Here is a 25,358-nt window from a genome sequence, read left to right on the forward strand (position 1 = left end):
TGGTTAATGGTTGACTAAATTGGCGATGGCCAACGCGCTTTCTTCCCGAGATTTCTGTAACTTGATAAAACAACTAGGACGGGAGTTTCAGTTTACCCTGACTTCATTCACTCGCGTTAAGACGGGCATCATGCGCTTTCTTTCAGTCTTGGCCGCCCTGATGCTGACCTGGACGCCGGCTTTTGCCGGCGACCTGACGGTGTCCGTGCGAGACGCCCAGGGGCGGCCCGTGCGCGACGCGGTCGTGACCGTCCACCCCGCCGCCGGCGTGCCCCGCGGCCCGATCCGCTTCCCGTGGGCGCTGCGGATCGCCCAGCAGGACGTTCAGTTCCAGCCCTACGTCCTGGTCGTGCCGGTCGGCGGCACGGTGGCCTTCCCGAACCTGGATCGGGTGCGCCACCATGTCTATTCCTTCTCGCGCGGGCAGCGGTTCGAGATCGAGCTGTACGGCCGCGACGAAACGCGCAGTCACACCTTCCGCACCGTCGGCGTCGCCGCCATCGGCTGCAACATCCACGATCAGATGGTCGGCTACATCAAGGTGGTCGACACGCCTTGGGCGGCCAAGTCCGGCACAGACGGGAACGTGACCCTCAACGACGTGCCCGCGGGCGGCGCGACGATGCGCGTCTGGCATCCTCAGCTCAACGTACGCGGCAACGAGACGGCGACGGCGATCACCGTCGCGGCCGCAGCGGGCCGGCGCACCTTCAGCGGCGACTTCTCCGCCCGGGCCGCCGTCCGGTGATCCGCTTCCGCAGCCTGCGGACACGGCTGACGGTCGTCTTCGTGGCGCTGTTCGTCTTCGCCATGGCCGTGGTCGGCGTGGCGGTGACGGCTGCGATCAGCGGCGGCGCGCGCACTGTGGTTCGGGATGAACTCGCCGCAACGGGCGCGGTGTATGAGAAAATCTGGTCCACCCGCACCGACCAACTGCGCCAAGGTGCGGGCGTCCTGGCTCAGGACTTCGGCTTCCGCGAGGCCGTGGCCACAGCGGACGAGGCCACGGTCAAGTCCGCGCTGGACAATCTGAGGGCGCGTCAGGGCGTTGACGGCGCCCTCATGATGGCGACGGACGGCTACGTCACCGCCGCCGGGGCCCCGCTGGACGACGCGGCGGCCGACTCGCTGTGGACCGGCTTGAACGCCGGCACGGAAGCGGGCGTGCTGACTGCCTCCGGTCGCCCCTTCCAGGCCGTCGCGGCGCCGATCATGGCCCCGACGCTGATCGGTTGGGTCATCTTCGTCGATCGTCTGGACCAGGCGGAAATGACCGGTCTTCAGGATTTGTCGGCCATTCCGCTGACGGCCTCGGTCGTCAGCCGGGAAGACGGCGTCTGGCGCGACGGCGCCGGCGTCGCCCTGCCCGCCTCGGTCGCCAACGCCGTCACCGGCTCCCTGGCCGAAAAGGACGCCGGACCGGTCACCCACGACGCGCCGGCGGGCGAGTCGATGACCCTTGCGCGGCCCCTGCCCAGCTTCGACGCTCGACGCCCGGCCGCTCTGGCCCTGACCTATCCCCTCAGACTGGCGCTTGCGCCCTACGGCGACTTGTTCTTCTGGCTGGCCATGATCGGCGCGGCCAGCGCGGCGCTGTTGGGCTGCGGCGCCTGGGCCCTCTCCCGGTCGGTGACGCGCCCCATCTCGGAGCTGGATCAGGCCGTCCACGCGCTGGAGCGTGGCGAACACGCCCTGGTGCCCGTCACTTCCCAGGACGAGATCGGTCGCCTGGCCGCCGGCTTCAACGCCATGGTCGGCGGATTGAAGGACCGGGAAGCGCGCCTGACCCACCTCGCCTTGCACGATCAGGAGACGGGACTGCCCAATCGGCGGATGCTGGAGCGCCAGGTCGCCCGCACACCCAAGGCCCATGTGCTGCTGGTCGGCGTCGATCGCTATGAAGTGGTGCGCAACGCCATCGGCCACGACGCCATGTCCCAGATGATCCAGGTTCTGGGCATGCGCCTGTCTGCCCTGGCGGCGGGCGAGACCATATCGCGCGTGGGCGTCGACGCCCTCGGTCTGGTGCTCGCAGGATCCGATGCCGGGCGCATCCAGATGACCATGGAGCGCTTGCTGGAAGCCGCCGGCACGCCGGTCGTCGTCAACGGCGCCCCCATCGACGTGGCCCTGACGATAGGGGTGGCCGACCGCGGGGGCCCCGGCGCCCACATCGATTCCGCCATCGACCGGGCCGCCGTGGCGGTGGATCAGGCCCGCGCCGCGCGTCGTCCCTGGATGCTCTTCGACGAGACGGCGTATGGCGACCCGGGCGGCAACCTGTCGCTGATCAGCGAGCTGATGACGGCCTTGAACCAGGGCCAGGTCACCCTCTCCTATCAGCCCAAGCACGACTATCGCGCGCGGAAGATCACCGGCGTCGAGGCCTTGATGCGCTGGACCCACCCGCGCCGCGGCTTCGTGCCGCCGGACCTCTTCATCGGCATGGCCGAGGAGACGGGCCACATCCGGGCCCTGACGGAGTGGGCCGTGCGACGCGCTCTGGACGACCAGCGCGCCCTTGCCGAGGCGGGGCATCAAGTCACCATGTCGGTGAACCTGTCGGGACGCCTGCTGTCGGACGAAAGCTTCGTGGACGTGGTGCTGGACGCCACGCGCGGCGCGGCCGGCCGCCTGTGTCTGGAGATCACCGAGACCGCGGTGATGCACGATTCCGAGGCGGCCCTGCGGATGATCTCGCGCTTCGCCGACGCAGGGGTTTCCGTGTCGCTTGACGATTACGGATCAGGCCTGTCTTCGCTGGCCTACCTGAAGCGGATCCAGGCCGACGAACTGAAAATCGACAAGGCGTTCGTCATGGGACTGGACCAGTCTTCGCGCGACGCCCTGCTGGTCAAGTCGACCATCGACCTGGCCCACGGCCTGGGCATGAAGGTCACGGCCGAGGGCGTGGAGACCGAGACGGCGCTGGCCCTGCTCAGCGGCATGGGCTGCGACATGGCGCAGGGGTACTTCATCGGCCGCCCGATGCCGCTGAACGACCTGATCACGCGGCTTCAGGACGACGTCGGCACGAACGGCGGCTCGGCCAGCGCCGTCGCCTAGGCGACCCCGACCGCCTTCATAGGCACGGACGGATCGGCCAGTTTCGCCGCGTCCACGGCCTGACCCTTCTGGATCAGCATCCGCCCGCCCATGAACTCGGCGCCGGCGTTCACGGCCTCGACGCAGACGATGCGGTCGCCCTTCAGGTGGAAGACCGCGAAGCCGCCGCCGATCTTCGACGGATCGACCTCGCCGCGCACCACGCGCGAGTCGGCGCCCACCGGCAGGCCCGCGATCTGGATCTTCAGGTCGTACTGATCGGACCAGAACCACGGCACTTCCGCAGGCGGCGCGGGCCGGCCGACGATGGCGGCGGCGGCCTGCTTGGCCTGCTCCAGCGCGCTGGGGACGCTCTCCAGCCGGACGTCGGTCAGACCCAGGGCCGGCACGGGCCGCCGCGTAATGTCGCCGATGGCGAAGATCGCGGGGTCGCCGGTCCGCGCCTGATCGTCGACGATCACGCCGTCGCGGCAAGCCAGCCCCGCCGCCTCGGCCAACTCGGTCGCGGGACGGGCCCCGACGCCGACCAGACAGACGTCGAACGGATGGACGGCCGCGCCGTCGGTGCGCACGTCGGCGCCCTTGCCGTCGGGATAGACATGCACGCCTCGCACCTCGGTGAAGGGCAGAACCTCGACCCCGCGCCGGTGGTGATAGGCGGACAGGAAGTTCCCGACGACGTCGGACGCCACGCGCGACAGGGCGCGGCTCTCGCGCTCCAGCACCACGACCTGCGCCCCCAACGAGCGGGCCGAGGCCGCCACCTCCAGCCCCACGTAGCCCGCGCCGACGACGACCAGACGCCGATCCGGCTTCAGCTCCGTCTTCAGCGCCTCCGCATCGGCCATGTCGCGCAGCACACGGACGCGCGGGTCGTCCCAGCCGGGGCCGTGCAGCCTTCGCGCTTCGGCCCCCAGCGCCAGAATCAGGTGGTCATAGGCCTCAGTCGTGCCGTCGGCGAAGGCGACGGTTTTCTCCGCCCGGTCGATCGCGGTGGCGACGGCGCCCCGACGCAGGTCGATGGATTGTTCGGCATAGAAGTCGTCGGCGCGGAGCAGCAACGCCTCCTCGCCCGCCTCGCCCTTAAGCCAGGCTTTGGACAGGGGCGGCCGCTGATAGGGGGCTACCGGTTCGGCGCCGGCCAGAACGATCTCCCCCTCGAACCCGTACTGCCTCAGGAAAGCGGCGGCCGAGCCCCCCGCATGTCCTGCGCCGACGATCAGAACCTTGGTCATGTGCCGCAGATAGGGCGCCGCGCGCCCCCACGCCAAGCAACGGATGGACCGGCGCCACGTTGGCTTTGCAGGCCGGCGGCCGTCACTTGCTGTTTCACCGATCGGCGAAAGCTTGGCGGGACGGGGCTTCGCGGCCTAACAGGCTTACAGGAACCGAGGGAAAGGAGCGTGCATGGCGGCCCTGGTGCTGTTCGGCGGCGGCGGCGATCTGGCCATGCGGATGCTGCTGCCCTCGCTCTACTTCCTTGAGCACGACGGCCTGCTGCCCGACGGCCTCAAGATCATCGGCGCCGCCCGCTCCGAAGAGACGCCCGCCGAATACGTCGCCAAAGTGAAGTCGTCCGTCGAGGGCAAGGCGAAGGCCGACGAGGCATGGTCGGACCAGGTCTGGGAGCGGTTCGCCGCGCGGCTGGACTATCTGGCCGTAGACGCCACTTCCGCCGAGAGTCTGAAGCCGCTGAAGGACAAGGTCGGATCGGGAACCTGCACCAGCTTCCTGGCCGTTTCGCCGTCGCTGTACGCCCGCATCGTCACCGCCATGCGCGCCGCCGGTCTGGCCGAGGCCGGCGACCGGGTGGTGCTGGAAAAGCCCGTCGGCCGCGATCTGGAAAGCTTCCGTGAGATCGACGACGCGGTGTCGGACGCCTTCTCCGAACAGCAGGTGTTCCGGATCGATCACTATCTGGGCAAGGAGACGGTCCAGAACCTGATCGCGCTGCGCTTCGGCAACACGGTGTTCGAACCGCTGTGGAACAGTCAGAACATCGACCACGTGCAGATCACGGTGGGCGAGACCGTCGGCGTCGGCGACCGCTGGCCATACTACGACGAGTACGGCGCTTTGCGTGACATGCTGCAGAACCACATGCTGCAGCTGCTGTGCCTGGTCGCGATGGAGCCGCCCAGCGATCTGGAGCCGGACTCGGTGCGCAATGAGAAGGTGAAGGTGCTGCGGTCGCTGCGCCGGATCACGCCGGAGGAGGCCGAGCGCGTCACGGTGCGCGGCCAGTACGTGGCGGGGACGTCGGACGGCAAGCCGGTCACCGGCTACGACGAGGAGCGGGGCCAGGCCTCGGACACCGAGACCTTCGTCGCCATCCGGGCTGACGTCGACAACTGGCGTTGGGCCGGGGTGCCGTTCTTCATGCGCACGGGCAAGCGCCTGCCGGAGAAGCGGACCGAGATCGTGATCCAGTTCAAGGAGGTGCCGCACAGCATCTTCGACGGCGGGCGCGGCCTGATCCAGGCGAACCGGCTGGTGATCGAGCTGCAGCCCGAGGAGGACATCAGCCTGTCGGTCATGAACAAGCGGCCGGGGCTGGACCAGAAGATGCAGCTGCAGCCCATCCGCATGTCCCTGTCCTGGGGGCAGGAGGACAAGACGGCCAAGCCGCCCCGACGCCGCATCGCCTATGAGCGGCTGCTGCTGGACGCGCTGAACGGCGACTCCACGCTGTTCGTCCGCCGCGACGAAGCGGAGCAGGCCTGGAAGTGGGTGGACGAGGTGTCCGAAGCCTGGGCCGAGGGTCAGGTGAAGCCCATCGAATACGCCGCGGGAACGTGGGGGCCGCGCGAGGCGTCCTACCTGCTGGGCCGCACCGGCCGAGGCTGGAACGTCGGCGATGAGTGAGGTCGAGACCTTCGCAACCCGCGACGCCTGGGCCGACGTCTGCGCGGCCCGGCTGGCGGATGCGCTGGAGAGCGGCGCGCGGGAGGCCGGGGGCCTGTCCTCCCTTGCCGGCTCCGGCGGGTCGACGCCGGAGCCGGTGTATCGTCGGCTGTCGGACCTTCGATCCGCGCAGGACTGGCAGCACACGACCGTGACTTTGGTCGATGAGCGCTACGTGCCCGAAAACCACCCGGACTCGAACGCGGCCCTGATCCGTAGTGCGCTGCTGACCGGGGCGGCCGCCCACGCGGAGTTCTTGCCGCTGTTCAGCCCGGAGGTGACGGTCGATCGTGCCGCCGCCGTCGCCACGCGGCGTCTCGCCGTCGAACTGGACGGCCGGCCTTTGGACGCCGTCCTTCTCGGCATGGGGGAGGATGGCCATATCTGTTCCATGTTTCCTGAAAGCCCGACGCTGAAGACCCTGCTGACCCCCACGCTGAAGCCCGCGATCCTCGGCGTCCCGCCGGGTCGCGACGGCCTGGCGCCAAGCCGCGAGCGGCTGTCGATGAACCTGCCCTGGCTGATGACCGCGCGGCGCGTGGTGCTGGCCATCACCGGCAGGCAGAAGCGCGCCGTGTTCGAGCGCGACGCGGCCGGCGATCCGAAGGTCACGCCGATCGCCGCGCTGCTGGCCGCGAACGTCCCGCTCGACGTCGTCTGGACGGAGGCCGCGAAATGAAGCCGCTCAACCCCGTGGTCGCGGAGGTCACGGACCGCATCCGCGAGCGCAGCGCCGCAACCCGGGCCGACTATCTGCGCCGCATGGACGCCGCCTCGGGCCACGAGCCGGGCCGGGCCAAGCTGTCCTGCGCCAACTGGGCCCATGCCTTCGCGGGTCAGACGATCGCCGACAAGCTGACCATGATGGGCGGCAAGGCGCCGAACCTGGGTGTGGTCACCGCCTACAACGACATGCTGTCGGCGCATCAGCCGTTCGAGCGCTTCCCCGAGGTGATCCGCAAGGCGGCGCGCGAGATGGGCGCCACCGCCCAGGTCGCCGGGGGCACGCCCGCCATGTGCGACGGCGTCACCCAGGGGAGGCCGGGGATGGAGCTGTCGCTGTTCAGCCGCGACGTCATCGCCATGTCCACCGGCGTGGCCCTGACGCACGACGCCTTCGACGCCGCCCTGATGCTGGGCGTCTGCGACAAGATCGTGCCGGGCCTGTTCATGGGGGCGCTGGCGTTCGGCCACCTGCCCGTCGTCTTCGCGCCCGCCGGGCCCATGCCCAGCGGCATCCCGAACGCCGAAAAGGCCCGCGTCCGGGCCGAGTACGCCCAGGGCAAGGTCGATCGCCAGACCCTGCTGGAGAGCGAGATCGGCAGCTATCACTCGCCCGGCACCTGCACCTTCTACGGCACGGCCAACTCCAACCAGATGATGATGGAGACGGCGGGACTGCACATGCCCTCGACCGCCTTCGTCCACCCCGAGACGGGCCTGCGCGACGCCCTGACGGCCGCGGCGGCCAAGCAGGCGATCCTGCTGGCGCAGGAGGGGCGCGGCCGCATGGCCGACGTGATCGACGAGCGGACCATCGTGAACATGATCGTGGCCCTGCTGGCCACCGGCGGATCGACCAACCACGCCATCCATCTGGTCGCCATGGCGCGCGCCGCCGGCGTCCTGATCGACTGGACCGACATGGATCGGCTGAGTTCGGTCACGCCCCTGCTGGCGCGGGTCTATCCGAACGGCTCGGCCGACGTGAATGCCTTCCAGGCGGCGGGCGGCGTCGCCTTCGTGATCCGCGAACTGGCCGAGAACGGCCACATGCACGCCGACGTCACCACCATCATGGGCGACGGCGTCCAGGCCTATTTCAAGGAGCCCACCCTGCAGGACGGCGAACTGGTCTGGATCGACGGCGTGCGCGAAAGCCTGGACCTCGACATCCTGCGCCCCGCCTCGGACCCGTTCCAGCCGGACGGCGGCCTGCGTCTGCTGCAGGGCGATCTGGGCCGCGCGGTGATCAAGGTGTCGGCCGTCAAGCCGGAGCACCGGATCATCGAGGCCCCCGCCGCCGTCTTCGAGAGCCAGGAGGCGGCGCTGCAGGCCTTCAAGGACGGCGAGCTGGACCGTGACGTCGTCGTGGTGCTGCGCTTCCAGGGTCCGCGCGCCAACGGCATGCCGGAACTGCACAGCCTGTCGCCGGCGCTCAGCGTGCTGCAGGACAAGGGGTTCAAGGTCGCCTTCGTGACCGACGGTCGCATGTCCGGCGCCTCGGGCAAGACGCCCGCGGCCATCCACGTCAGCCCCGAGGCGCTGGCCGGCGGGCCGCTGGCGCACGTGCGCGACGGCGACGTGATCCGGCTCGACGCCGTGGCCGGAACCTTAAGCACGGTCGACGCGGGCGATCTGCTCATCCGGCCGGCCGCGGAACGGTCGCCGGACCACGCCCTGGGCTCGGCGTGGGGCTATGGGCGCGAACTGTTCGGCGCCTTCCGGCAGTCGGTGTCGACGGCGGAAGAGGGCGCCTCGGTCTGCTTCGCCGCGCCGACCCATGCCCCGCAGCGCCACGACGTCCCGCCGGATCCGAACCTGGTCGACCGTGCCGTGGACGCCTGAGGAGACCGCCATGACGATACACTGGGACAAGACCCTGCTGGTCGGGGACGTGGGCGGCACCAACGCCCGCTTCGCCCTGGCGCACATGATCGAGGGTCGGCCGGTTCTCGAGCACCACCGCAGTTTCAAGGGGGTCGACCATCCGACGTTCCTGGGAGGGGTGAAGGCCTTCATCGACGGCTGCGAGGAAAAGCCGACGGGAGGCGTGATCGCCGTGGCCGGGCCGGTGACCGACGGGGCCATCGACCTGACCAACTCGCCGTGGCGCGTGTCGGAGGCGGAACTTCAGACCCTGGGCCTGAACCCCGTTCGTCTGATCAACGACTTCGAAGCCCTGGCCTGGGGCGCCCCGGCCGTGCCGGAGGAAGACCTGGCCTGGCTGGGGGGGCCGGTGGACGGAGACCCGGACGCGACGATCGCCGTGCTCGGACCCGGAACCGGCTTCGGCATGTCCGCCTTGGTGCGCGATGGGCGCGGCGGCGAGATGGCCATGCCGTCCGAAGGCGGCCACGCCTGCTTCGCGCCGGGCGACGCGGTGGAGGACGAGATCCTGCGAATCCTGCGCCGCCGCTATGAGCGCGTTTCGATCGAGCGGCTGATCTGCGGGCCCGGCCTGCTGAACATGCACCGCGCCCTCGCCGAGATCGACGGGCGTGAGACGCACATCGACGACCCCGCTCAGATCACGAAGGAGGCGCTGGAGAACCCCAACAGCCCATGCGGCGCGACCTTGGCCAGGTTCTGCGCCATCCTTGGGGCCGTCGCTGGGGACATCGCCCTGACCACCGGAGCGCGGGGCGGGATCTATGTCGCCGGCGGCATCGCGCCGCGCATCCTGTCCTTCCTTCAGGCCAGCCCGTTCCGCGAGCGCTTCGAGCGCAAAGGACGCTTCGCCGACTACGTCCGTGCCATTCCCACGCGCGTCATCACGCACGAGCACGCCGCTCTGCTCGGCGCGGCCAGGGTGGCGTTCGGGCTACAAGCTTGACGGTTCACGGAATTCTCACGCGGACGTGAACCGATCCGCCTGCGGCGCATTGTCCATGCTCCACTCTGGAAGGGAGCACCCCCACTATGCGTAAACTGATGATCGCCTCCGTCGCCGCCTTCGCCCTGGCCGGCCTGGCCGCCTGCGAGAGCCCCGAGGACGCCGCCGCCGAGAAGCAGGCCGACGCCCTGGAAGAACAGGCCGCCGCCGCGCCGACCGAAGCTCAGGAACAGGCCCTGAACGAAAAGGCCGACATGATCGAGCAGGAAGCCGGCAACGCCGACGGCGGCGCGACCACCGAGAACACGCCGAACACCTCGCCGACGACGGCCGACAAGTCGATGTGATTCCATTCCGAGGGGTCATGACCCTCGGAAAGGAGACACAGAGGATGGACCCCCGTCGCGAACGCGGCGGGGGTTTTCCTTTGCGGCTCACGTGCCCGGCGGCAGGCCGAAGTTCGGCACCGGCGCCTGGGTCGCGACCAGACTGGGCCGCTGCGACGCGCGCGCGAACCAGTCCGAAAGCGCCGGCCGACGCGCCAACAGCGCCTGCCCGGCCTCCACCATGGCCAGGTTCTGGATCATGGGCGCCAGCACCGCGTCGGCGGCGCCGAACCTCTCGCCGTGCAGCCACGGCCCCTTCGTGGCCGCCAGCAGCTGCGCCACCAGATCGTCCATTGCCCCCAGCACCGGATCGGCGGCGGTCGCGGCCTCGGCCACGGCGGCGTCGATCGGGGTTCCGCCATTGGCCAGCACATAGGCCTGATTGAAGAACACCCCCATCACCGCCGTCGGATAGAGATAGGCGGAGGCGGCCGAGACGACGGCGGTGGACAGGGCGTCCGCCAGAGGATCGTCGGCGTGCAGACGCGGCCCGTCGAAGGCGCCGTCGATGTAGCGCAGGATCGCCGGCGTCTCACGGAGACGTACGTCGCCGTGCTCGAACACCGGAATGCGGCCGAAGGGGCTGAGCTCACGCCCTTCCGGCGTGGCCAGATCGGGTGGGGAAAGCGGGCGATGCTCATGTGCGACGCCTTTTTCGTTCAGGGCGATGCGCACGGCGCGGACATACGGGCTGAACGCCCAGCCATGGACGGTCACGGTCATGGAGTGTCTCCGGGTTAAGTGGCGGGCGGGGCGCGACGGCCCCGCCCGGAGGGGGGTCAGCGGTCGTAGGGACGCGCGGCGACGTCGACGAAGGGCTGGGGCAGGCCCTGCACGCCCAACTGGACGAAGGCGCGCGGCCAGTCGAACTGGTCCCAGTGCTCGTACAGCTGGCCGTCGCGCACCGACCAGACGTCGATGACGTCGAACTCGACCTTCTGGCCGCGCGGCGCGATGCCCAGGAAGCCCTCGCCCGTCAGGGTGCCGGTCCAAGTCCAGCGCGTGACCACCCGGTCCTCAGTGGCGAAGACGTCGTGCAGCGTGAACCGGGCGTCGGGCATGGCCTGATAGATCACCGGGATGAAGTCGATCAGCCCCTGCCGGCCCTCGGGCACCAGCGGATTGTGCTGAATGTAGTCCTCGGCGACGATGACGTTCAGGATTTCGATGCGGCGGTCCTGCGACCGCTCGTTCAGCAGCACCTCCGAAAAGGTGCGGCCCAGCCATTCGTTGTAGGCCACGGTGCCTTCGGGCGCGGGCGGGGTCAGAGACTGGGCGGTGGCCTGGCTGGCATACAGCGTCACGGCCAGGACGGCCCCCGAGAGAAGCACTTTCAGCATGGTCGTCGGTCCTCATGGATCGTCGCGAACGGCCGCGACCCGGCCTATTTGTTGATCGTTCGATCAATAACAAGAGGCGGCGACCACTTTTTTTGATCGCACGATCCACTATCTTGTTCGCATGAGCCGACCGCGCACCTTCGATCCCGACGTCGCCGCCGAACAGGCGATGGGCGTCTTCTGGAAATCCGGCTATGCCGTCGCGTCGATGGCGGACCTGTATGCCGCCACCGGACTGAAGCCCGGCAGCGTCTACGCCGCCTTCGGCGACAAAGAGGGGCTGTTCCGCCGCGCCTTCGAAACCTATGCCGCCCATTTCCGCGCCACCCTGCCCGAGGGGCTGACCGGGCTGGCGGCGATCGAGGCGTGGATCGGGGTGCAGGCCGATCTGGCGATCGAGGATCCGGAGCGGCGCGGATGCCTGATCGTCAACACCGTGGCGGAGCGTCAGGCGCACTCAGCGGAGACGCAGGCCCTGGCCCAGGCCCGGCTGGACGAGATCCGCGCCTTCTTCCGGAACGCTCTCACGCAGGCGGTGGAGGCGGGCGAACTGGCGCCCTGCGCCGATCCGGACCTGTGGGCCGACTCCCTGACCGGCACGGTGATCAGCCTGATGACGCTGGGCCGAGCCGCCGCCGACGCCCGCACGATCCGCAACGTCGCCCAGGCCGCGCTCGCCTCCCTGCCCCGCGCCTGAGGCTCAGGCCTTCTTCGGCGGCAGCGGGATGAAGGCCGACGTGCGCCGCACATAGTCGGCATAGCCGGGCCGGCTGTCGCTCATGCCCTTCTCAGTCAGGCCAATGCCCGACCATTTCGTCAGTGTGAAGGTCAGGAAGATCGGCCCGGCGGCCGACCACAGGCCCGGCGTGGTCTCGGCGGCCAGCGCATACAGCCCCCACCAGACGCAGGCTTCGCCGAAGTAGTTGGGATGGCGCGACCAGCGCCACAGGCCGCGGTCCATGACCTGGCCCTTGTTCGCGGGATCCTTGCGGAAGGCCGCCAGCTGGGCGTCGGCCACCGCCTCGAAGACGATGCCGAACACCGCCAGGGCCGCGCCCGCCCAGCCGATCCAGCCGACGGCGGGGGTAGCCGCGACCTGCCCCAGCTGCACCGGCAGGCTGTTCAGCCAGGCGAACGCGCCCTGGGGCAGGAAGACGAAGACCAGGCTGGCCACGGCGAACCCCCTGCCCTTCTCGGCCTGGCCGTCCAGCAGCGTCTTGTAGCGCCGGTCCTCGCCATGGCCCCGCCAGCGGATGAACAGGTGCCCGCCCAGCCGCAGCGCCCAGACGGCGCACAGGCCGACCAGCAGCAACTTGCGCGTCGCGTCGCCGTCGGTGCGCGGCCAGGTCGCCAGCGCCAGCAGCAGCATCGCCATGGGCCAGACCGCGTCGATGAAGCTGACGTCCTTCAGACGCAGGGCGACCAGCCACAACCCGGCCATGAGGGCCAGGGCGAGGGCGAGGTTGAGGGAGATCAGGGTCAGCGCGTCGATCATGGCTCAAGAAACGCCATGGCCACGCTTGCGGATGCGCGCGCCCACGCGGTCAGTCGACGCATATCGCGGCGGTGGCCCGGCCGTCCTCCACACGAGTGTAGCAGCCGAAACGGTCGCTGGTGGCGGCGCACTGGCCGGCGACCGAACGGCCGTCTTCGACGATGACCCCACCGGGGACGCGGCAGTCGCCCAGGCAGTCGCCGCCGTCGCGGCAGGTCTTGCCCGCGTCCGGATAGGCGATGACGCACTGCAGCGTCTGGGCCCGGCCGACGCGCTGCATCTTGCCGCCCTGGGCCGCGCAGTCGCGCTCGGCCAGCTGCTGGGGCGTCATCGAAGGCGTGCAGGCCCCCGCCAGCGTCAGGGCGACCACCGCCGCCATCAGGAGTTCGCCTCGCATCATGTCAGCCTTCCCTTGTCGAACCCGGTCCAGACGTCGTCGTAGTCCAGCTGCATCGTCGGGCTGGACTGAGCCCACTGCGTGGTGCGGATCGGCATGCGGGTTTCGAACATGAAGGCCAGGGTGTTCTCGATCTTCACCGGCCTGAGATCGGCCTTCACCGCCTTGTCGTAGCTGGCCTGGTCCGGGCCGTGGCCGCTCATGCAGTTGTGCAGCGACGCGCCGCCGGGGGCGAAGCCGCCCTCCTTGGCGTCGTACTCGCCGAACACCAGCCCCATGAACTCGCTCATGACGTTCCGGTGGAACCACGGCGGTCGGAAGGTGTCTTCGGCCACCATCCAGCGTGGCGGGAAGATGACGAAGTCGCAGTTGGCCGTTCCCGGCGTGTCGCTGGGCGACGTCAAAACCGTGAAGATCGACGGGTCCGGATGGTCGAAGCTGACCGTGCCGATCGTGTTGAAATTCGCCGTGTCGTATTTGCAGGGCGCATAGTTGCCATGCCAGCCGACCACGTCCAGCGGCGAGTGATCGAAGGTCGTGGTCCACAGTCGACCGCCGAACTTCTGCACGCACTCCGTCGGACGGTCGACGTCCTCATAGGCGGCCACCGGCGTGCGGAAGTCCCGCGGATTGGCCAGGCCGTTCGACCCGATCGGCCCCAGGTCCGGCAGGCGGAACGCCGCGCCGTAGTTCTCGCAGACGTAGCCGCGGATCGGCCCGGCGCATTCCACCCGGAACCGCACGCCGCGCGGGATCAGCACGATCTCGCCAGGACGGGCGTCGATGCGGCCCATTTCGGTGACGAAGGTCTGATCGCCCTGCTGCGGCACGATCAGCAGCTCGCCGTCGGCGCAATAGAAGACGCGGTCGGTCATCGACCGATTGGCGGCGTACAGGTGGATGCCCGTGCCGATCCCCGCCTCGGGGTCGCCGTTGCCGCCATAGGTGACCAGCCCCTCGACCCAGTCGGTCGGTTCGGTCGGGATCGGCAGCGGATCCCACCGCATGCGGTTCGGGCTGGGCGGCGCCTCGGTGAAGGGCCCGGAGCGGACGCGGCCCTGATCGAAGGGCTTGTACGCCGGATGCTGCGCCGACGGCCGCAGGCGATACAGCCAGCTGCGCCGGTTCTCGGTGCGCGGCGCGGTGAAGGCGGTGCCCGACAGCTGCTCGGCATACAGGCCCAAGGCGTGCCGCTGCGGCGAGTTGCGGCCTTCGGGCAGGGCTCCGGCCACCGCCTCGGTGGCGAAGTGGTTGCCGAAGCCGGTCATGTAGCCGGGCGCGTTGGTTCGCGTCATCTGGATCTCCCTGCACCGGTTCTAGCGCGTCACGCGGCGGCCCGTGAAGTCGATCCGTCAGCCAACGGCCTTGGCGCGTTCGCCGTGAGAGAGTCACAAAAAAATTTCTATCATTTCCATCACGCCGCTTCGCCGAGCGGCAGACGGGCGAGCAGCATATAGGAACATCATCCTATAGGCAACCAGACCGTTCAGGCGCATGGAGATGTCGCCGTCGCCAGAGCATCCCCGAGGCCTCTGCCTGCGGAGCCGTTCAAACCCCCGCCGGCATCGTCCCGGCGGTGATCGCGATGCGGCCCAACAGGCCCTTCACGATCAGGTCCAGAGGCCGGCCCTCGCGATAGTCGGCGGCGGCGACGAAATTCACCCGGTCCTCCGAGATCAGCGAATAGATCTTCTGCTGATCCCGCTCTGAGTTGCGCGGGTCATAGACGGCGATCGAGAAGCCGCCCTTGGTGTGCATCATCTTCATGGTCGGCACGTCGGTGTCGCCGTCGCCCAGGAAGATCATGCGCTCGAACGGGACCGGGCGGGCGTCGTCCGGCATGAAGCGGTTGATCGCCTCATGCTCATAGTGGTTCAGCACGCCCTTGTTGATGCGGAACAGGTACTGGGTCTTGGTCGTGTAGTTCACACCCACCGCCGGCCAGACGGCCACGCCGTCGGCGTCATAGGCGAAGTGGCTGGCGAAGACGTGCGTGAAGGCGTCGCGGATCGGACAGCCCTCGATCATCTCCTCCAGCCCGGCGGAGACGATGTAGTGCTCGATCTCCAGGCCCCATTCGGCGCCCAGCGCATTGATCCGGTCGAACCAGCCCGGACCGGTCAGGTCGGTCTTCAGCCCGTCGAACAGCTTCACGTCGTGGCCGTGCTCGCGCAGGGTCGCGCGGGTGATCGGCGCGCCGTTCTCGCGCGCCCGCTGCAGCATCAGCTGCATGTACATCAGGATGTTGTCGCCGTCGGCCTCGCGCGTCAGGCGATCGGCCTCTCCCCAGAAGTCGCCGATGCCCATGCCGACGGAGGGGATGAAGGTCACCTCCTGCATGTTGCCGCGCGCGAGCGTGCCGTCGAAGTCGTAGATCAGGGCGGTCTTGAGGGGGGCGGCCATGGTGCGCCTTGCGAGGTGGGGGAAGGCAGTAGGCAGTAGGCAATAGGCAGTGACGCCTTGCGGCTCAAGCCACGACCAACTCCGCCGTCACCTACTGCCTACTGCCTACTGCCTAAGCCCGGAGCTCCAGCTCCGGGGCGGACACCTTGCCGGCGGCGCGGCGCGGCAGGTGCAGGATGAAGGTCGCGCCCTTGCCGGGTTCGCTCTCCACCTCGGCCCAGCCGCCGTGCAGTTCGACCAGCGCCTTGACCAGCGCCAGCCCCACGCCCGGCCCGCCCCGCTCGCGCCGGACGAAGCGGTCGAAGACGTGCGCCTGCAGGTGGTAGGGGATGCCGCGCCCGGTGTCGGAGACGCGCAGGCGCACCTCCTCCGATCCGGCCTGGGCTTCCAGCTTGACCTCGCCGCCTTCGGCCACGGCTCGGGCGGCGTTCTCCAGCAGGTGATCAAGCGCTTGGGCGACCCGCCGTCCGTCGGCCTGGACGGCGCCGGCGGCAGGGTCGATCACCACCGTCAGATGCGCGCCGCGCCCCTCGACCCGCGCGCGGATGCGCTCGGCCGCATCCTCGATCAGAACCTTCACCGAGGTGTCGGCGTGGACCAGCTCCATCTCGCCCGCATCGATCTGGGCCATGTCCAGCACGTCGTCGATCGAGCGGGCCAACTGCTGGGCCGCGGTGCGGATGGCTCCCGCATGCTGGCGCCCCCGCTCCGACAGGTCCGTCGCGATCTCCAGCAGTTCGGAATAGCCGACGATCGTCGTCAGAGGCGTGCGCAGCTCATAGCTGACGCTGCCCACGAACTCGCGCTTCAGCGCCTGGCTGGCCTCCAGCGCCGCCTCGCGGTCCTGCAGCGCCCGCTCCAGGCCCCGCCGGGCCGTGACGTCGGAGAAGGCCACCAAGGTCGCGCCGTCCGGAAGGGGACGCGTCTGCCACGCGGCGCGGCGGCCGTCGGCGGTCGCCGCCTCGCCCGAGATGGGCACGCGGCTTTCGGGATCGGGGTCGGCGATCCGCGCCTTCAGCCCCAGCCACAGGCCGGGGTCCGGCATGACGCGGCGGCACAGCTCGGCCACGGCGTCGAAGTCGCCGGCGCCCTTCAGCGCCTCGGCGTCCAGGCCCCAGAAGGTCTCGAAAGCCTCGTTGTGCAGGCGCATCCGTCCGTCCGAGCCGAACACGGCGACGGCGTCGTTCAGCTTGTCCAGCGTCGCCGTCTGCACCTGAAGCTGGGCGTTGAACCGGCTGCGCAGCTTCAGCTCGTCGGTGATGTCGGTGAACAGCAGGAGCAGGCCGCCCAGCGGATGCGGCTGACGCACGACGCGTAGGGTGCGGCCGTCCGGCAGGGACCAGCTGTCGTCCGGGCTGGCCTCGGCGGCGCCGTAGAACTCCAGCTCCGCCGCCTTCCAGCCGGCGTAGTCGATCACTTCCGGCAGCTGGCGACGTTGCCGCAGACTGTCCAGCAGCTCTCCATGCGTCGGCCGGTCGTTCAGCCAGGCCGCGTCCAGATCGAACAGCTGCTGGAAGGCGATGTTGTGAAAGGCCAGCTTCTTGGACGGACCGAAGATGGCGACCGCGTCGGCCAGGTGGTTCAGCGTCTCGTCGTGGGCGGTGACGTGACGCCGCAGGGTGTCGCGCGTCTCCTCCGCCTCCGTCACGTCCAGAGCATAGACGGTGGCGGCGCCGCCGGGCGTGGGCTCGGCCACCACCCGCCAGGCCCGGCGGCGCCCGTCGGCGGCGGTCCAGCGGAACCCCTCCTGTCTCTGGCCCAGACGCGCGGCCTCCAGCGCGAGGGCGTCGGCGCCGCGGTCGAAACTGAGGCCCCGCGCCACGGCATCGTTCAGATCGGCCGCCCGCACCGCCGCCAGCCAGGCGCGGTTGGCCCAGACCAGACGCCCCGCGCCGTCCAGCGCCCAGGTCGGCACGGGAGAGGCCTCCGCCACGAAGCCGGCTGCGCCCTCCACCGGTCGGGCCGTCGCCGGCGCGGGCGAAACCGCCAGCCAGGATTGCCCGCCGTCGACGTGGCCGGCCACGCGCCAGGTCTGGTCGTCGGCATGGACGGTCGCTTCGAATCCGCGCCCCTCGGCGATCAGGGCGTCGATCTGGGCGGCGAGATCCTGACGCAGCCGCTCAACGACCTGATCGGGACCGGCGACGTCGCCGCCGGCCAGCGCGCGGGCGGTGTCGTGGGCGCCGAACGCCATCGGCGCGTCCAGTTCGCCCATCGGCCCGATCCGCAGGTCGCCCGCGCCGGCCAGAGCCGACCCGATCAGCCCCATCCGGCGGCGCTCTTCCTCGAGGACTCGACCGAGGGCGGCCATGCGATCGCGGCTGCGGGCCGCGAAACGCCACGACCAGGCGCCGACCGCCAGCGCCAGCCCGGCCGCCCCCGCGGTCGCCCAATAGGCCATGTCGGCGTCGGCCATGCCCCTCGATCAGCTCCCATCCTGATTCGGTAACCATAACGCAGGGGGAGGGGTTAGGCAGTAGGCAGTAGGCAGTAGGGTGGTGGGACGGCGGGACGCGGGCGCCTTGATCGGTCGGCGGCCGCGACGAACCGCTTTGTCCGACGCTCGACCTCCCCTACTGCCTACTGCCTACTGCCTACTGCCTACTGCCTACTGCCTCGGACGCCATGGACTGGATCCACGCCCCCGCCCCGTCGCTCGACGACTTCGCCGCCCTGGCGCGCGCGGCGTTCGACGCCCTGCCGGAACCCTTCAAGGGGCTGGCGGGCGACGTCGTGATCCGCGTGGACGACTTCGCCGACGAGGAGACGCTGGCCCTGATGGAGATGGAGGATCCGTTCGAGCTGACCGGCCTCTATCACGGCGTCGACGTCGGGCGGCGCGACGAGATGGGGCCGGCGGCCGAACCGTCGCGAATCTTCCTGTATCGCCGGCCGATCCTGGACGAATGGGCCGAACGCGGCGACGTCGCCCTGGGCGATCTGATCGCCCACGTCCTGATCCACGAGATCGGCCACCACTTCGGCCTCACCGACGACGACATCGACGAGATCGAGGCCGACTGAAGCGGTCGTCGGCGAAGCGCGAACGGACGGGCGCGGTCGTCGGCGAAATCCGGACGGTCGGCGGCGCATGTCCGCTGGCGGCGCGGCGGGGCCCGGGACAAGGTCGCCCCATCGACGCACGCCGACCCGGCGCCGCCTCTGGAGGACGCACTCATGAAGACCCTGCTCACCGCCGCCGCCCTGCTGCTGACCGCCGGCGCCGCCCAGGCCCAGGACCCCGGCAAGATCACGTTCGAGTTCCAGACCGCCCAGACCCGCGGGACCGTCATGGTCGCCCTGTTCGACGGTCCCGACGCCTATGCCGGCCGCGGCGCTCCGGTGGCGACGCAGGCCGTGCCCGTGGTCGGCGACACGACCGCGGTGGTGTTCGAGAACCTGCCCGTCGGCGACTATGCCATGAAGGCCATGCAGGATCTGGACGGCGACGGGGAGATGGACGCCAATCCGTTCGGCATGCCGACGGAACCCTATGCCTTCTCCAACAACGCCGTGGGCAACATGGGCCCGGCCGGCTGGGACCGCGCCCACTTCCGCGTCGAAGGCGCGGTCACCCAAGCCATCGAGCTGAAGTGATGACCAGTCGCCGTTCCTTCCTGACCGGCTGCGCCGCCCTGTCGGCCGCCGTGATCACGCCCGAGATCGTCCGCGCCGCCGCCCTGGGCCAGGCCGCCCAGGACTGGAGCCTGGCCAGCCGCGACCTGGAGGGCGACGTCGCCCGCCACGCCATGACGCGGCTGCGGGGCCGCGCGCCTGCGGGGCTCGAGGGCACGCTGTTCCGCAACGGGCCGGGCAAGTTCCGGCGCGCGGGCGGCAGCGCCACCCACTGGTTCGACGGCGACGGCCTGATGCGGGCCTTCCGCGTCTCCGACGGCCGCGCGACGTTGGAGGCCCGCTTCGCCGACACGCCCAAGCGCCGCTGGGAGACGGAGATGGACGCCGTCGTCACGCCCGGCTTCGGCACGGTCGGCGACGCCCGCGCGCGACTGGGGTCCAACGACGACGCCAACGCGGCCAACACCTCGGTCATGGCCGTGGGCGACAAGGTCTGGGCCCTGTGGGAAGGCGGCTCGCCGATGGCCATGAGCGGCGACGACCTGGCCACCGAAGGGTTCGTCACCCTGCGCGACGACCTGAAGGGCATGCCGTTCCAGGCCCATCCGCGCCGGGCCCCGGACGGCACGGTCTGGTGCGTCGGCTCCGCCGGCGACCGGGCGGTGATCTGGGCGCTGCGGCCCGACGGCGGCCTGATCGACGCGCGCGTGGTCGCCCTGCCGCGCGCCAGCTACATGCACGACTTCACCGCCACGCACCGTCACCTGATCTTCGTGCTTCAGCCATGGGTCTTCGCGCGCGAGACCATGCCGTTCACCGCGCGGCTGGACTGGCGCCCCGAGATGGGGACGCAGGTGTTCGTGGTGGACAAGGACGACGTGACCCGTACCCGCATCTTCGACCTGCCGTCGTTCAGCCATTTCCATCTGGGCGACGCCTGGGAGGAGGCGGACGGCACGATCCGTTTCGACGTCTCCGCCGGCCCGGACGTGACCTTCGCGATCGAGGGCGCGCGCGTGATCGTGCAGGGACATGGGACGGTGCCCGGCGAGCCGAACCGGCTGGCCATGGTCACGCTACATGCCGACGGCCGCGCGGACTTCGATCAGACGGAGACGGTGGCGGAGTTCGTCAAGGGCGATCCACGACGCGAGGGCCTGAGCCGCGATCTGTCGGTTCACCTCACCGGCGACGGACGCGAGCGGCCGCTGCCCAACGCCGTCGCGCTGCGCGACTGGGGCCGAGGCGAGACCGAGACCTTCGTCTTCGGCGACCGCCAGGTGGTGGAGGAGGCGATCTTCGTGCCCAAGCCGGGCCGCTCGGCCGAGCGCGACGCCTGGCTGGTCGTGCCCTCGATCGACCTGACCGCCGCCCGCACCGAACTGCACGTGCTGGACGCCGCCCGGATTGCCGACGGTCCGGTCGTCAGCTGGCGCGCCGACGTCGCCCTGCCGGCGGGGTTCCACGGGACGTGGAGGGCTTAGGGCTTAGGGCTTAGGGCTTAGGGCTAGTAAGGATGTGGCCGCATCGCCCCTAAGCCCTAATTCCTAAGCCCTAAGCCCTCCCCTTCACCACCACCCCGCCGCCCTCAGCGCCCGCGCGTGCCGTCGGCTGACCGGCGCGGTCAAGCCGCCGTCCAGCGTCAGGCTGGCGCGGCCGTCGCCCCGGTCGACGTCGCGGACGGCGTCCTTCGCCACCCACCAGCTGCGGTGGGTCTGGGCGCCCTCCAGCCCCTCCAGCTCGGCCAGGGCGTCGGTCAGGCGCATCAGGATCAGGTCCGAGCCCCGGTCGGTGTGCAGACGCAGATAGTGATCCTCGGCCTGCACGGCGATCAGCCGCGCTCCGCACAGCTTGGGCGGCAGCCTGTCCAGGAACCGGGCCGGCGCGGCCTGCGGCTCGGCGCGCTGGTGCGTCTGCACCACTCGCCCCCGCCCCAGGAAGACGTTCAGCGTGCTGATCGTCGCCGTGATGGTCAGCACGGGGACCAGCAGCTGGGGCAGAACCCTGAGCGGATAGACCTCTCCCTCGAAGATCAGCCCGGTGGCCGCCCAGACGTAGACGCACATCGGCCCGGTGATCAGCGCGGTCAGCAGGGCGATGGTCAGCCACGGCCGCTCGTACATGTCCACGACGCGGTCGACGATGCGTGAAGCCAAATGCCCCCACAGCCCGCCCGACAGCATGACGAAGACCCAATAGCCCAGCCTCTGCATCAGAGGCGCGTCGGTCGTCTCGAACGCCCCCATGACCGCCAAGACGACGCCGGCGACCCCTGCCACCAGCAACCCCTTCCACATGTCGGCGCGCGGCCGGGGGGCGGGTGCGGGAACGTCGGCCTGGCTCATGATCGCGTTGAAACCACGAACGGCGTCGCCTGCGAAGGGGTCAGACGCGGATGTCCAGCAGCGCGCCGGGCCGGGTGGGTCGGATCTGTTCGGCCTCGTCCGTGGGCGCGGTCCTCACCTGAGGCGCCGGCGCCGGCACGGGCGCGATCGGCTGGATCGTCTGGGCGGCCGCCATGGCGGTGCGGAAGAAGGCGGCCTGGGCGGCGCGCGCGCCGGGGGCCGCGCCGGTCTGGACGGGAGTGACGACGGGGGCGAAGCCGGGTCCGATGGCGGTCATGCCCGCAGGGTTAACGAAATCCGTCGCGGAACGGTTAACGCCGCGCCTGGGGCGCGACGTCCTGCATCGCCGCGACCAGCCGCGCCACTTCGGCGTCCTCGACCAGGGCGCCGGAATGCTTGGCCGTGACCGTGCCCATGGCGTTGACCGCGAAGGTCTCGGGCGCGCCGGTGATGCCCAGGTCCAGACCCGCCTGGCCGTCCGCGTCCACCAGCACGAAGGCGAAGGGGTCGCCCAGCTCGGTCAGGAAGGCGCGCGTGTCTTCCGGCCGGTCCTTGTAGGCGACGCCGATCACGGTGACGCCCTGTTCCTTGAGCGCCAGCAGTTTCGGGTGCTCCACTCGGCAAGGCGCGCACCAGCTGGCGAAGACGTTGATCAGCATCGGCCGCCCGCGCCCGGCGGTCTTCAGGTCCAGCACCGCGCCCGTGCCGTCGGCCGCGAGCATCGGCAGCACCGTCTCCGGCACGGGCCGGCCGACCAGGGCGGCGGGCTTCACGTCCGGATCGCGCTTCAGCGACCAGCCGATGAACAGGGCCGCCAGCGCCGCCAGCACGACCAGCGGCAGGAAGGCCAGCCAGCGGCTCATTCGCCGTCCTCCAGTTCCTTCAGCCGCGCCCGCACCCGACGCGCGGCCAGGACCGCCCGCCCCGCGACGACGGCCAGCACGACCGCGCTGACGCCCCAAGCGACGGCGACGTACTCGACATAGCTGCGGGCGATCTCGGGCATCAGGCCTCCATCGCGCGGCGGGCGCGCAGGGTCCGCAGGCGGCGGTTCAACACCTCGGTCCGGATGCCGGTGATCCACACCGCCGCGAACAGGACGCCATAGGCCGCCATCATCGTCAGCAGCGGCGTCAGATAGGTGGCCGTCATGGCGGGCCCGTCGGCCCGCAGCAGGCTGGCGGGCTGATGCAGGGTGTTCCACCAGTCGACCGAGAACTTCACGATCGGCAGGTTGATCAGGCCGACGAGGCCCAGCACGGCGGCGGCGCGCGCGGCCTTGGCCTCGTCCTCGATCGCGGCCCTCAGCGCCAGCCAGGCCAGATAGAACAGGAACAGCACCAGCACCGACACCAGCCGCGCGTCGCCCCAGGTCCACCAGGTGCCCCACATCGGCTTGCCCCACACCGCCCCGGTGATCAGCGCCAGCCCGGTATAGGCCGCGCCTGGCACGGCCGCGGCGCGCGCCGCGGCGTCGGCCAGCGGGTGACGCCACACCAGCGAGAACAGGCAGCTGATCCCCAGCGCCGCATAGGCCATCAGCCCCATCGAGGCGGCCGGCACGTGCACGAACATGATCCGCACGCTGTCGCCCTGCTGATAGTCGGGCGGCGCCGTCAGCGACAGCCAGGCCCCCACGGTCAGCAGCAGCCCGGCCGCGATCCACAGCGGCCCGACCAGCGGCGCCGAAAAGCGCATGAAGCGCTCGGGATTGGCCAGACCGAACATGATCGCGCCTTACCGCCCGGCCTTGTCAGGCTCAAGCGTCGTCAAGTCGGACCCAGCATACTTGATCGGATTTGCCGCACCCTTCTGCCGGAATCGATCCGGTACGCGCTTTCGCTCGTAGAGTTTGCGGATGTCGGCCGGCGCTTCCCGACCGTAGAAGCCAAGGCGATCGGGACGGTCGGGTTTGTTTAGGAAGTTTGCCGAAGTGGCAGGTAGCCATCGATCCGCGACGAACGCACCGACGACCATCCCCTTCACCACTGCAAGGACATACTCGGCAGCCTCCGCCTTCGAGCGGCTGATCTTCCATGCAAACCGGACGGCCTCATAAACCGACTGGTCGGCCGCAGTCTGGTTAATGGTGATCATGACGACACGGTGCCCGAAAACCACTTCGGGAGCTGCATATCGTTCGATTATCTCGTCCGCATGAGCGACCCCGAAATCCGAAGATCCATGGCCGCCTTGCTGATTAGTCAAGCCGGGGTAGGCGTCCATCACCGCCGCCTCGACCTCTAGGGCTACCTCATTCGCCAAGCCATGCCGGTGAATCACGTGGGCGACATCAAAGCCAGCGAGCCGGATTTTGCGGATGCGGGCCAGCTTTTCCGCGGTCTCGTCTCCCTGGGATCCCAAGTCACCCGCAGCGTGATGGAAGACTCGATCCCCCTGGCCTTTCCCCACATAGAATGTCTCGCCGTTTCGGGGGTCGATCAGTCGGTAGACGTAATAGCCAAGTCGTTCGGCAACCTCAGACGAGAATGTTTGCTTGGTCGTCATTCCACTACCCTTGCGCGTTGCGGATGGCCGCCGCGCCGGCGAACGGGGCCAGGGCGCAGGCGAACAGGGCATAGGCCGCAAGAAGCGCCAGCGCCGGGCCGACCGGCGTGCCCTCCTGCGCCGCCGTCACCGCGCCGGCGCCGAAGATCACCGGCGGCGCGTACAGCGGCAGGGCGATCACGGCGACCAGCAGGCCGCCGCGCTTGGACCCCAGCGACAGGGCCGCCGCCAGGGCGCCCACGGCCGCGAACGCCAGCCCCGCCAGCGCCGCCGCCCCGGCCGTCAGCGGGGCCAGCGCCGGCTCCAGCCCCAGCGACAGGGCCGCGACCGGCGCCGCCAGCGCCAGCGGCAGGCCGACGGCCGTCCACTGAGCCGCCGTCTTGAGCGCGAACACAGCTTCCAGCGTCAGCGGGCCCAGCGCCAGCAGGTCGAGGGCCCCGTCCTCGTGATCCCGCTCGAACAGGCGCTCAAGGGAAAGCAGCGACGCCAGCGCCAGCACGATCCACGTCGCCCCCGCCGCGATCGGGACCAGCCGCACCGGCTCCGACCCGATGGCCAGCGGCAGGGCCGCGGTCACCGCCAGCGCGAATCCACACGCCAGCAGCGGCCCCCCGCCCCCGGCCCACAGCAGCGCGACCTCGCGCCGATACAGCAGCGACAGCGCGCTCATGCCGGCGCCCCCACCACGATCTCGCGCGCCGCGACGGGCAGGGGATCGTGCACGGCGGCCAGGATCATTCCGCCGCCGTTCAGATGCTCGGCCATGATCTCCGCGGCCTGCGCCCGGCGCCGCGCGTCCAGCGGGGCCAGCGGCTCGTCCAGCAGCCACAGCGGCCGGTTCGCCGCCACCAGCGAGGCCAGCGCCAGCCGGCGCCTCTGCCCTGCCGACAGCACCCGAACCTCGAGATCGAGGAGGGGGATCAGGTCCAGTCGCTTCGCCGCCGCCGTCACCGCGGCTTCCGTCGCGCCGAACCACCGCGCCTGAAACGCCAGCTCCGCCCGGGCCGTGCGGCCGGGCCGGAATCCCTCCTGATGCGCCAGCATCTGCACGGCCGACGCCCGCGCCGTGCCGGGATCGATCGCACCGGCGGCGCCGTCGAACCTCACCTGCCCCGCGTCCGGCCGCAGCAGGCCCGCGACGGCGCGCAGCAGCGACGTCTTGCCCGCCCCGTTGGCCCCGGTCAGCTGCGCCGCCTCGCCGGCTTTCAGGTCGAACGACAGTCCCTCGAACAGTCGCCGCTCGCCGCGCGTGATGGACAGGTTGGTGATGTGCAGGGCGGTGATCACGATATCTCCCTCCCCTTCATGGGGAGGGACGGCGAGCCTTGGCGAGCCCGGGTGGGGTACACAGACATCGCCCCACCCTGATCGCTGCGCGATCT

General features: G+C 70.1%; 27 protein-coding genes. 11 read left to right on the plus strand and 16 right to left on the minus strand.

Going from position 1 to position 25,358, the window contains the following annotated elements; all coding sequences use genetic code 11:
• Positions 1-130: 130 nt before the first annotated feature.
• Together VGN45_RS14205 and VGN45_RS14210 are read left to right on the plus strand one after the other, a co-directional pair.
• A complete protein-coding gene (locus VGN45_RS14205; protein WP_327463598.1) occupies positions 131-748 on the plus strand; it encodes a methylamine utilization protein in 618 nt (205 codons plus the stop codon).
• The gene (locus VGN45_RS14210) at positions 745-3,066 is read left to right on the plus strand and encodes a putative bifunctional diguanylate cyclase/phosphodiesterase (protein WP_327463600.1); all 2,322 of its coding nucleotides are present in this window, start codon (positions 745-747) and stop codon (positions 3,064-3,066) included. The genes VGN45_RS14205 and VGN45_RS14210 overlap by 4 nt, the downstream gene beginning before the upstream one ends.
• Here the strand turns inward: VGN45_RS14210 and VGN45_RS14215 are convergent.
• Complete coding sequence (locus VGN45_RS14215; RefSeq protein ID WP_327463602.1) at positions 3,063-4,301, minus strand: NAD(P)/FAD-dependent oxidoreductase; 1,239 nt, start codon at positions 4,299-4,301, stop codon at positions 3,063-3,065. The genes VGN45_RS14210 and VGN45_RS14215 overlap by 4 nt on opposite strands.
• 172 nt (positions 4,302-4,473) lie before the next feature.
• Here VGN45_RS14215 and zwf point away from each other — a divergent pair, with 172 nt between their 5' ends.
• The 5 genes from zwf to VGN45_RS14240 all read left to right on the plus strand — a co-directional run bounded on the left by zwf (position 4,474) and on the right by VGN45_RS14240 (position 9,873).
• Positions 4,474-5,931, plus strand: coding sequence for a glucose-6-phosphate dehydrogenase (zwf, locus tag VGN45_RS14220; protein WP_327463604.1), 1,458 nt, complete (start codon positions 4,474-4,476; stop codon positions 5,929-5,931).
• Positions 5,924-6,649, plus strand: a complete 726-nt coding sequence (gene pgl, locus VGN45_RS14225) for a 6-phosphogluconolactonase (RefSeq protein ID WP_327463606.1) — start codon at positions 5,924-5,926, stop codon at positions 6,647-6,649. The genes zwf and pgl overlap by 8 nt, the downstream gene beginning before the upstream one ends.
• On the plus strand, positions 6,646-8,538 hold the full coding sequence (gene edd, locus VGN45_RS14230) for a phosphogluconate dehydratase (protein WP_327463608.1): 1,893 nt from the start codon (positions 6,646-6,648) through the stop codon (positions 8,536-8,538). The genes pgl and edd overlap by 4 nt, the downstream gene beginning before the upstream one ends.
• 10 nt (positions 8,539-8,548) lie before the next feature.
• A complete protein-coding gene (glk, locus tag VGN45_RS14235; protein WP_327463610.1) occupies positions 8,549-9,526 on the plus strand; it encodes a glucokinase in 978 nt (325 codons plus the stop codon).
• Positions 9,527-9,612: 86 nt separating this feature from the next.
• Complete coding sequence (locus tag VGN45_RS14240; protein WP_327463612.1) at positions 9,613-9,873, plus strand: hypothetical protein; 261 nt, start codon at positions 9,613-9,615, stop codon at positions 9,871-9,873.
• A gap of 87 nt (positions 9,874-9,960) precedes the next feature.
• Here the strand turns inward: VGN45_RS14240 and VGN45_RS14245 are convergent, their stop codons facing one another.
• Together VGN45_RS14245 and VGN45_RS14250 are read right to left on the minus strand one after the other, a co-directional pair.
• Positions 9,961-10,635, minus strand: a complete 675-nt coding sequence (locus tag VGN45_RS14245) for a glutathione S-transferase family protein (RefSeq protein WP_327463614.1) — start codon at positions 10,633-10,635, stop codon at positions 9,961-9,963.
• 56 nt (positions 10,636-10,691) lie between these two features.
• Positions 10,692-11,252, minus strand: a complete 561-nt coding sequence (locus tag VGN45_RS14250) for an ester cyclase (RefSeq protein ID WP_327463616.1) — start codon at positions 11,250-11,252, stop codon at positions 10,692-10,694.
• A 121-nt stretch (positions 11,253-11,373) separates the two neighbouring features.
• Here VGN45_RS14250 and VGN45_RS14255 point away from each other — a divergent pair, with 121 nt between their 5' ends.
• The gene (locus tag VGN45_RS14255; protein ID WP_327463618.1) at positions 11,374-11,949 is read left to right on the plus strand and encodes a TetR/AcrR family transcriptional regulator; all 576 of its coding nucleotides are present in this window, start codon (positions 11,374-11,376) and stop codon (positions 11,947-11,949) included.
• Between the two features lie 3 nt (positions 11,950-11,952).
• Here the strand turns inward: VGN45_RS14255 and VGN45_RS14260 are convergent, their stop codons facing one another.
• From VGN45_RS14260 to VGN45_RS14280, 5 genes are all read right to left on the minus strand, one after another.
• On the minus strand, positions 11,953-12,747 hold the full coding sequence (locus VGN45_RS14260) for a DUF1295 domain-containing protein (RefSeq protein WP_327463620.1): 795 nt from the start codon (positions 12,745-12,747) through the stop codon (positions 11,953-11,955).
• 49 nt (positions 12,748-12,796) lie between these two features.
• On the minus strand, positions 12,797-13,147 hold the full coding sequence (locus VGN45_RS14265) for a hypothetical protein (RefSeq protein ID WP_327463622.1): 351 nt from the start codon (positions 13,145-13,147) through the stop codon (positions 12,797-12,799).
• On the minus strand, positions 13,144-14,439 hold the full coding sequence (hmgA, locus tag VGN45_RS14270; protein WP_327463624.1) for a homogentisate 1,2-dioxygenase: 1,296 nt from the start codon (positions 14,437-14,439) through the stop codon (positions 13,144-13,146). Before hmgA ends, VGN45_RS14265 begins: the two co-directional genes overlap by 4 nt.
• Before the next feature lie 253 nt (positions 14,440-14,692).
• Complete coding sequence (locus VGN45_RS14275) at positions 14,693-15,547, minus strand: haloacid dehalogenase-like hydrolase (protein ID WP_327463626.1); 855 nt, start codon at positions 15,545-15,547, stop codon at positions 14,693-14,695.
• A gap of 112 nt (positions 15,548-15,659) precedes the next feature.
• Positions 15,660-17,963 (minus strand): PAS domain-containing sensor histidine kinase, encoded by a 2,304-nt coding sequence (locus tag VGN45_RS14280; protein ID WP_327463628.1) that lies wholly within the window; start codon positions 17,961-17,963, stop codon positions 15,660-15,662.
• A 209-nt stretch (positions 17,964-18,172) separates the two neighbouring features.
• Between VGN45_RS14280 and VGN45_RS14285 the strand changes: the two genes are divergently transcribed.
• The 3 genes from VGN45_RS14285 (at position 18,173) to VGN45_RS14295 (ending at position 20,607) form a co-directional block, all read left to right on the plus strand.
• Positions 18,173-18,571 (plus strand): metallopeptidase family protein, encoded by a 399-nt coding sequence (locus tag VGN45_RS14285; RefSeq protein WP_327463630.1) that lies wholly within the window; start codon positions 18,173-18,175, stop codon positions 18,569-18,571.
• Between the two features lie 153 nt (positions 18,572-18,724).
• The gene (locus VGN45_RS14290; RefSeq protein ID WP_327463632.1) at positions 18,725-19,144 is read left to right on the plus strand and encodes a DUF2141 domain-containing protein; all 420 of its coding nucleotides are present in this window, start codon (positions 18,725-18,727) and stop codon (positions 19,142-19,144) included.
• Positions 19,144-20,607: a carotenoid oxygenase family protein gene (locus tag VGN45_RS14295; RefSeq protein WP_327463634.1), complete on the plus strand. Its 1,464-nt coding sequence runs from the start codon at positions 19,144-19,146 to the stop codon at positions 20,605-20,607. The genes VGN45_RS14290 and VGN45_RS14295 overlap by 1 nt, the downstream gene beginning before the upstream one ends.
• 84 nt (positions 20,608-20,691) lie before the next feature.
• Here the strand turns inward: VGN45_RS14295 and VGN45_RS14300 are convergent, their stop codons facing one another.
• From VGN45_RS14300 to ccmA, 8 genes are read right to left on the minus strand one after another with little or no spacing between them, the layout of a single operon-like run.
• Positions 20,692-21,468 carry a LytTR family DNA-binding domain-containing protein gene (locus tag VGN45_RS14300; RefSeq protein WP_327463636.1) on the minus strand — a complete coding sequence of 259 codons (777 nt, stop codon included), beginning with the start codon at positions 21,466-21,468 and terminating at the stop codon, positions 20,692-20,694.
• A gap of 40 nt (positions 21,469-21,508) precedes the next feature.
• Positions 21,509-21,745: a hypothetical protein gene (locus VGN45_RS14305; protein ID WP_327463638.1), complete on the minus strand. Its 237-nt coding sequence runs from the start codon at positions 21,743-21,745 to the stop codon at positions 21,509-21,511.
• Positions 21,746-21,779: 34 nt separating this feature from the next.
• Positions 21,780-22,331 (minus strand): DsbE family thiol:disulfide interchange protein, encoded by a 552-nt coding sequence (locus tag VGN45_RS14310; RefSeq protein ID WP_327463640.1) that lies wholly within the window; start codon positions 22,329-22,331, stop codon positions 21,780-21,782.
• Positions 22,328-22,474 carry a heme exporter protein CcmD gene (gene ccmD, locus VGN45_RS14315; RefSeq protein ID WP_327463642.1) on the minus strand — a complete coding sequence of 49 codons (147 nt, stop codon included), beginning with the start codon at positions 22,472-22,474 and terminating at the stop codon, positions 22,328-22,330. The genes VGN45_RS14310 and ccmD overlap by 4 nt, the downstream gene beginning before the upstream one ends.
• Positions 22,474-23,196, minus strand: a complete 723-nt coding sequence (gene ccmC / locus VGN45_RS14320; protein WP_327463644.1) for a heme ABC transporter permease CcmC — start codon at positions 23,194-23,196, stop codon at positions 22,474-22,476. The genes ccmD and ccmC overlap by 1 nt, the downstream gene beginning before the upstream one ends.
• A 9-nt stretch (positions 23,197-23,205) precedes the next feature.
• Positions 23,206-23,976 carry an LEM-3-like GIY-YIG domain-containing protein gene (locus tag VGN45_RS14325; protein WP_327463646.1) on the minus strand — a complete coding sequence of 257 codons (771 nt, stop codon included), beginning with the start codon at positions 23,974-23,976 and terminating at the stop codon, positions 23,206-23,208.
• Between the two features lie 4 nt (positions 23,977-23,980).
• Entirely contained in the window at positions 23,981-24,646 is a 666-nt protein-coding gene (locus VGN45_RS14330; RefSeq protein ID WP_327463648.1) for a heme exporter protein CcmB, read from the minus strand.
• Positions 24,643-25,263, minus strand: a complete 621-nt coding sequence (gene ccmA / locus VGN45_RS14335; protein WP_327463650.1) for a heme ABC exporter ATP-binding protein CcmA — start codon at positions 25,261-25,263, stop codon at positions 24,643-24,645. Before ccmA ends, VGN45_RS14330 begins: the two co-directional genes overlap by 4 nt.
• Positions 25,264-25,358: the final 95 nt, after the last annotated feature.

This window comes from Brevundimonas sp. (genome assembly GCF_035999125.1).
Taxonomy (GTDB): domain Bacteria; phylum Pseudomonadota; class Alphaproteobacteria; order Caulobacterales; family Caulobacteraceae; genus Brevundimonas.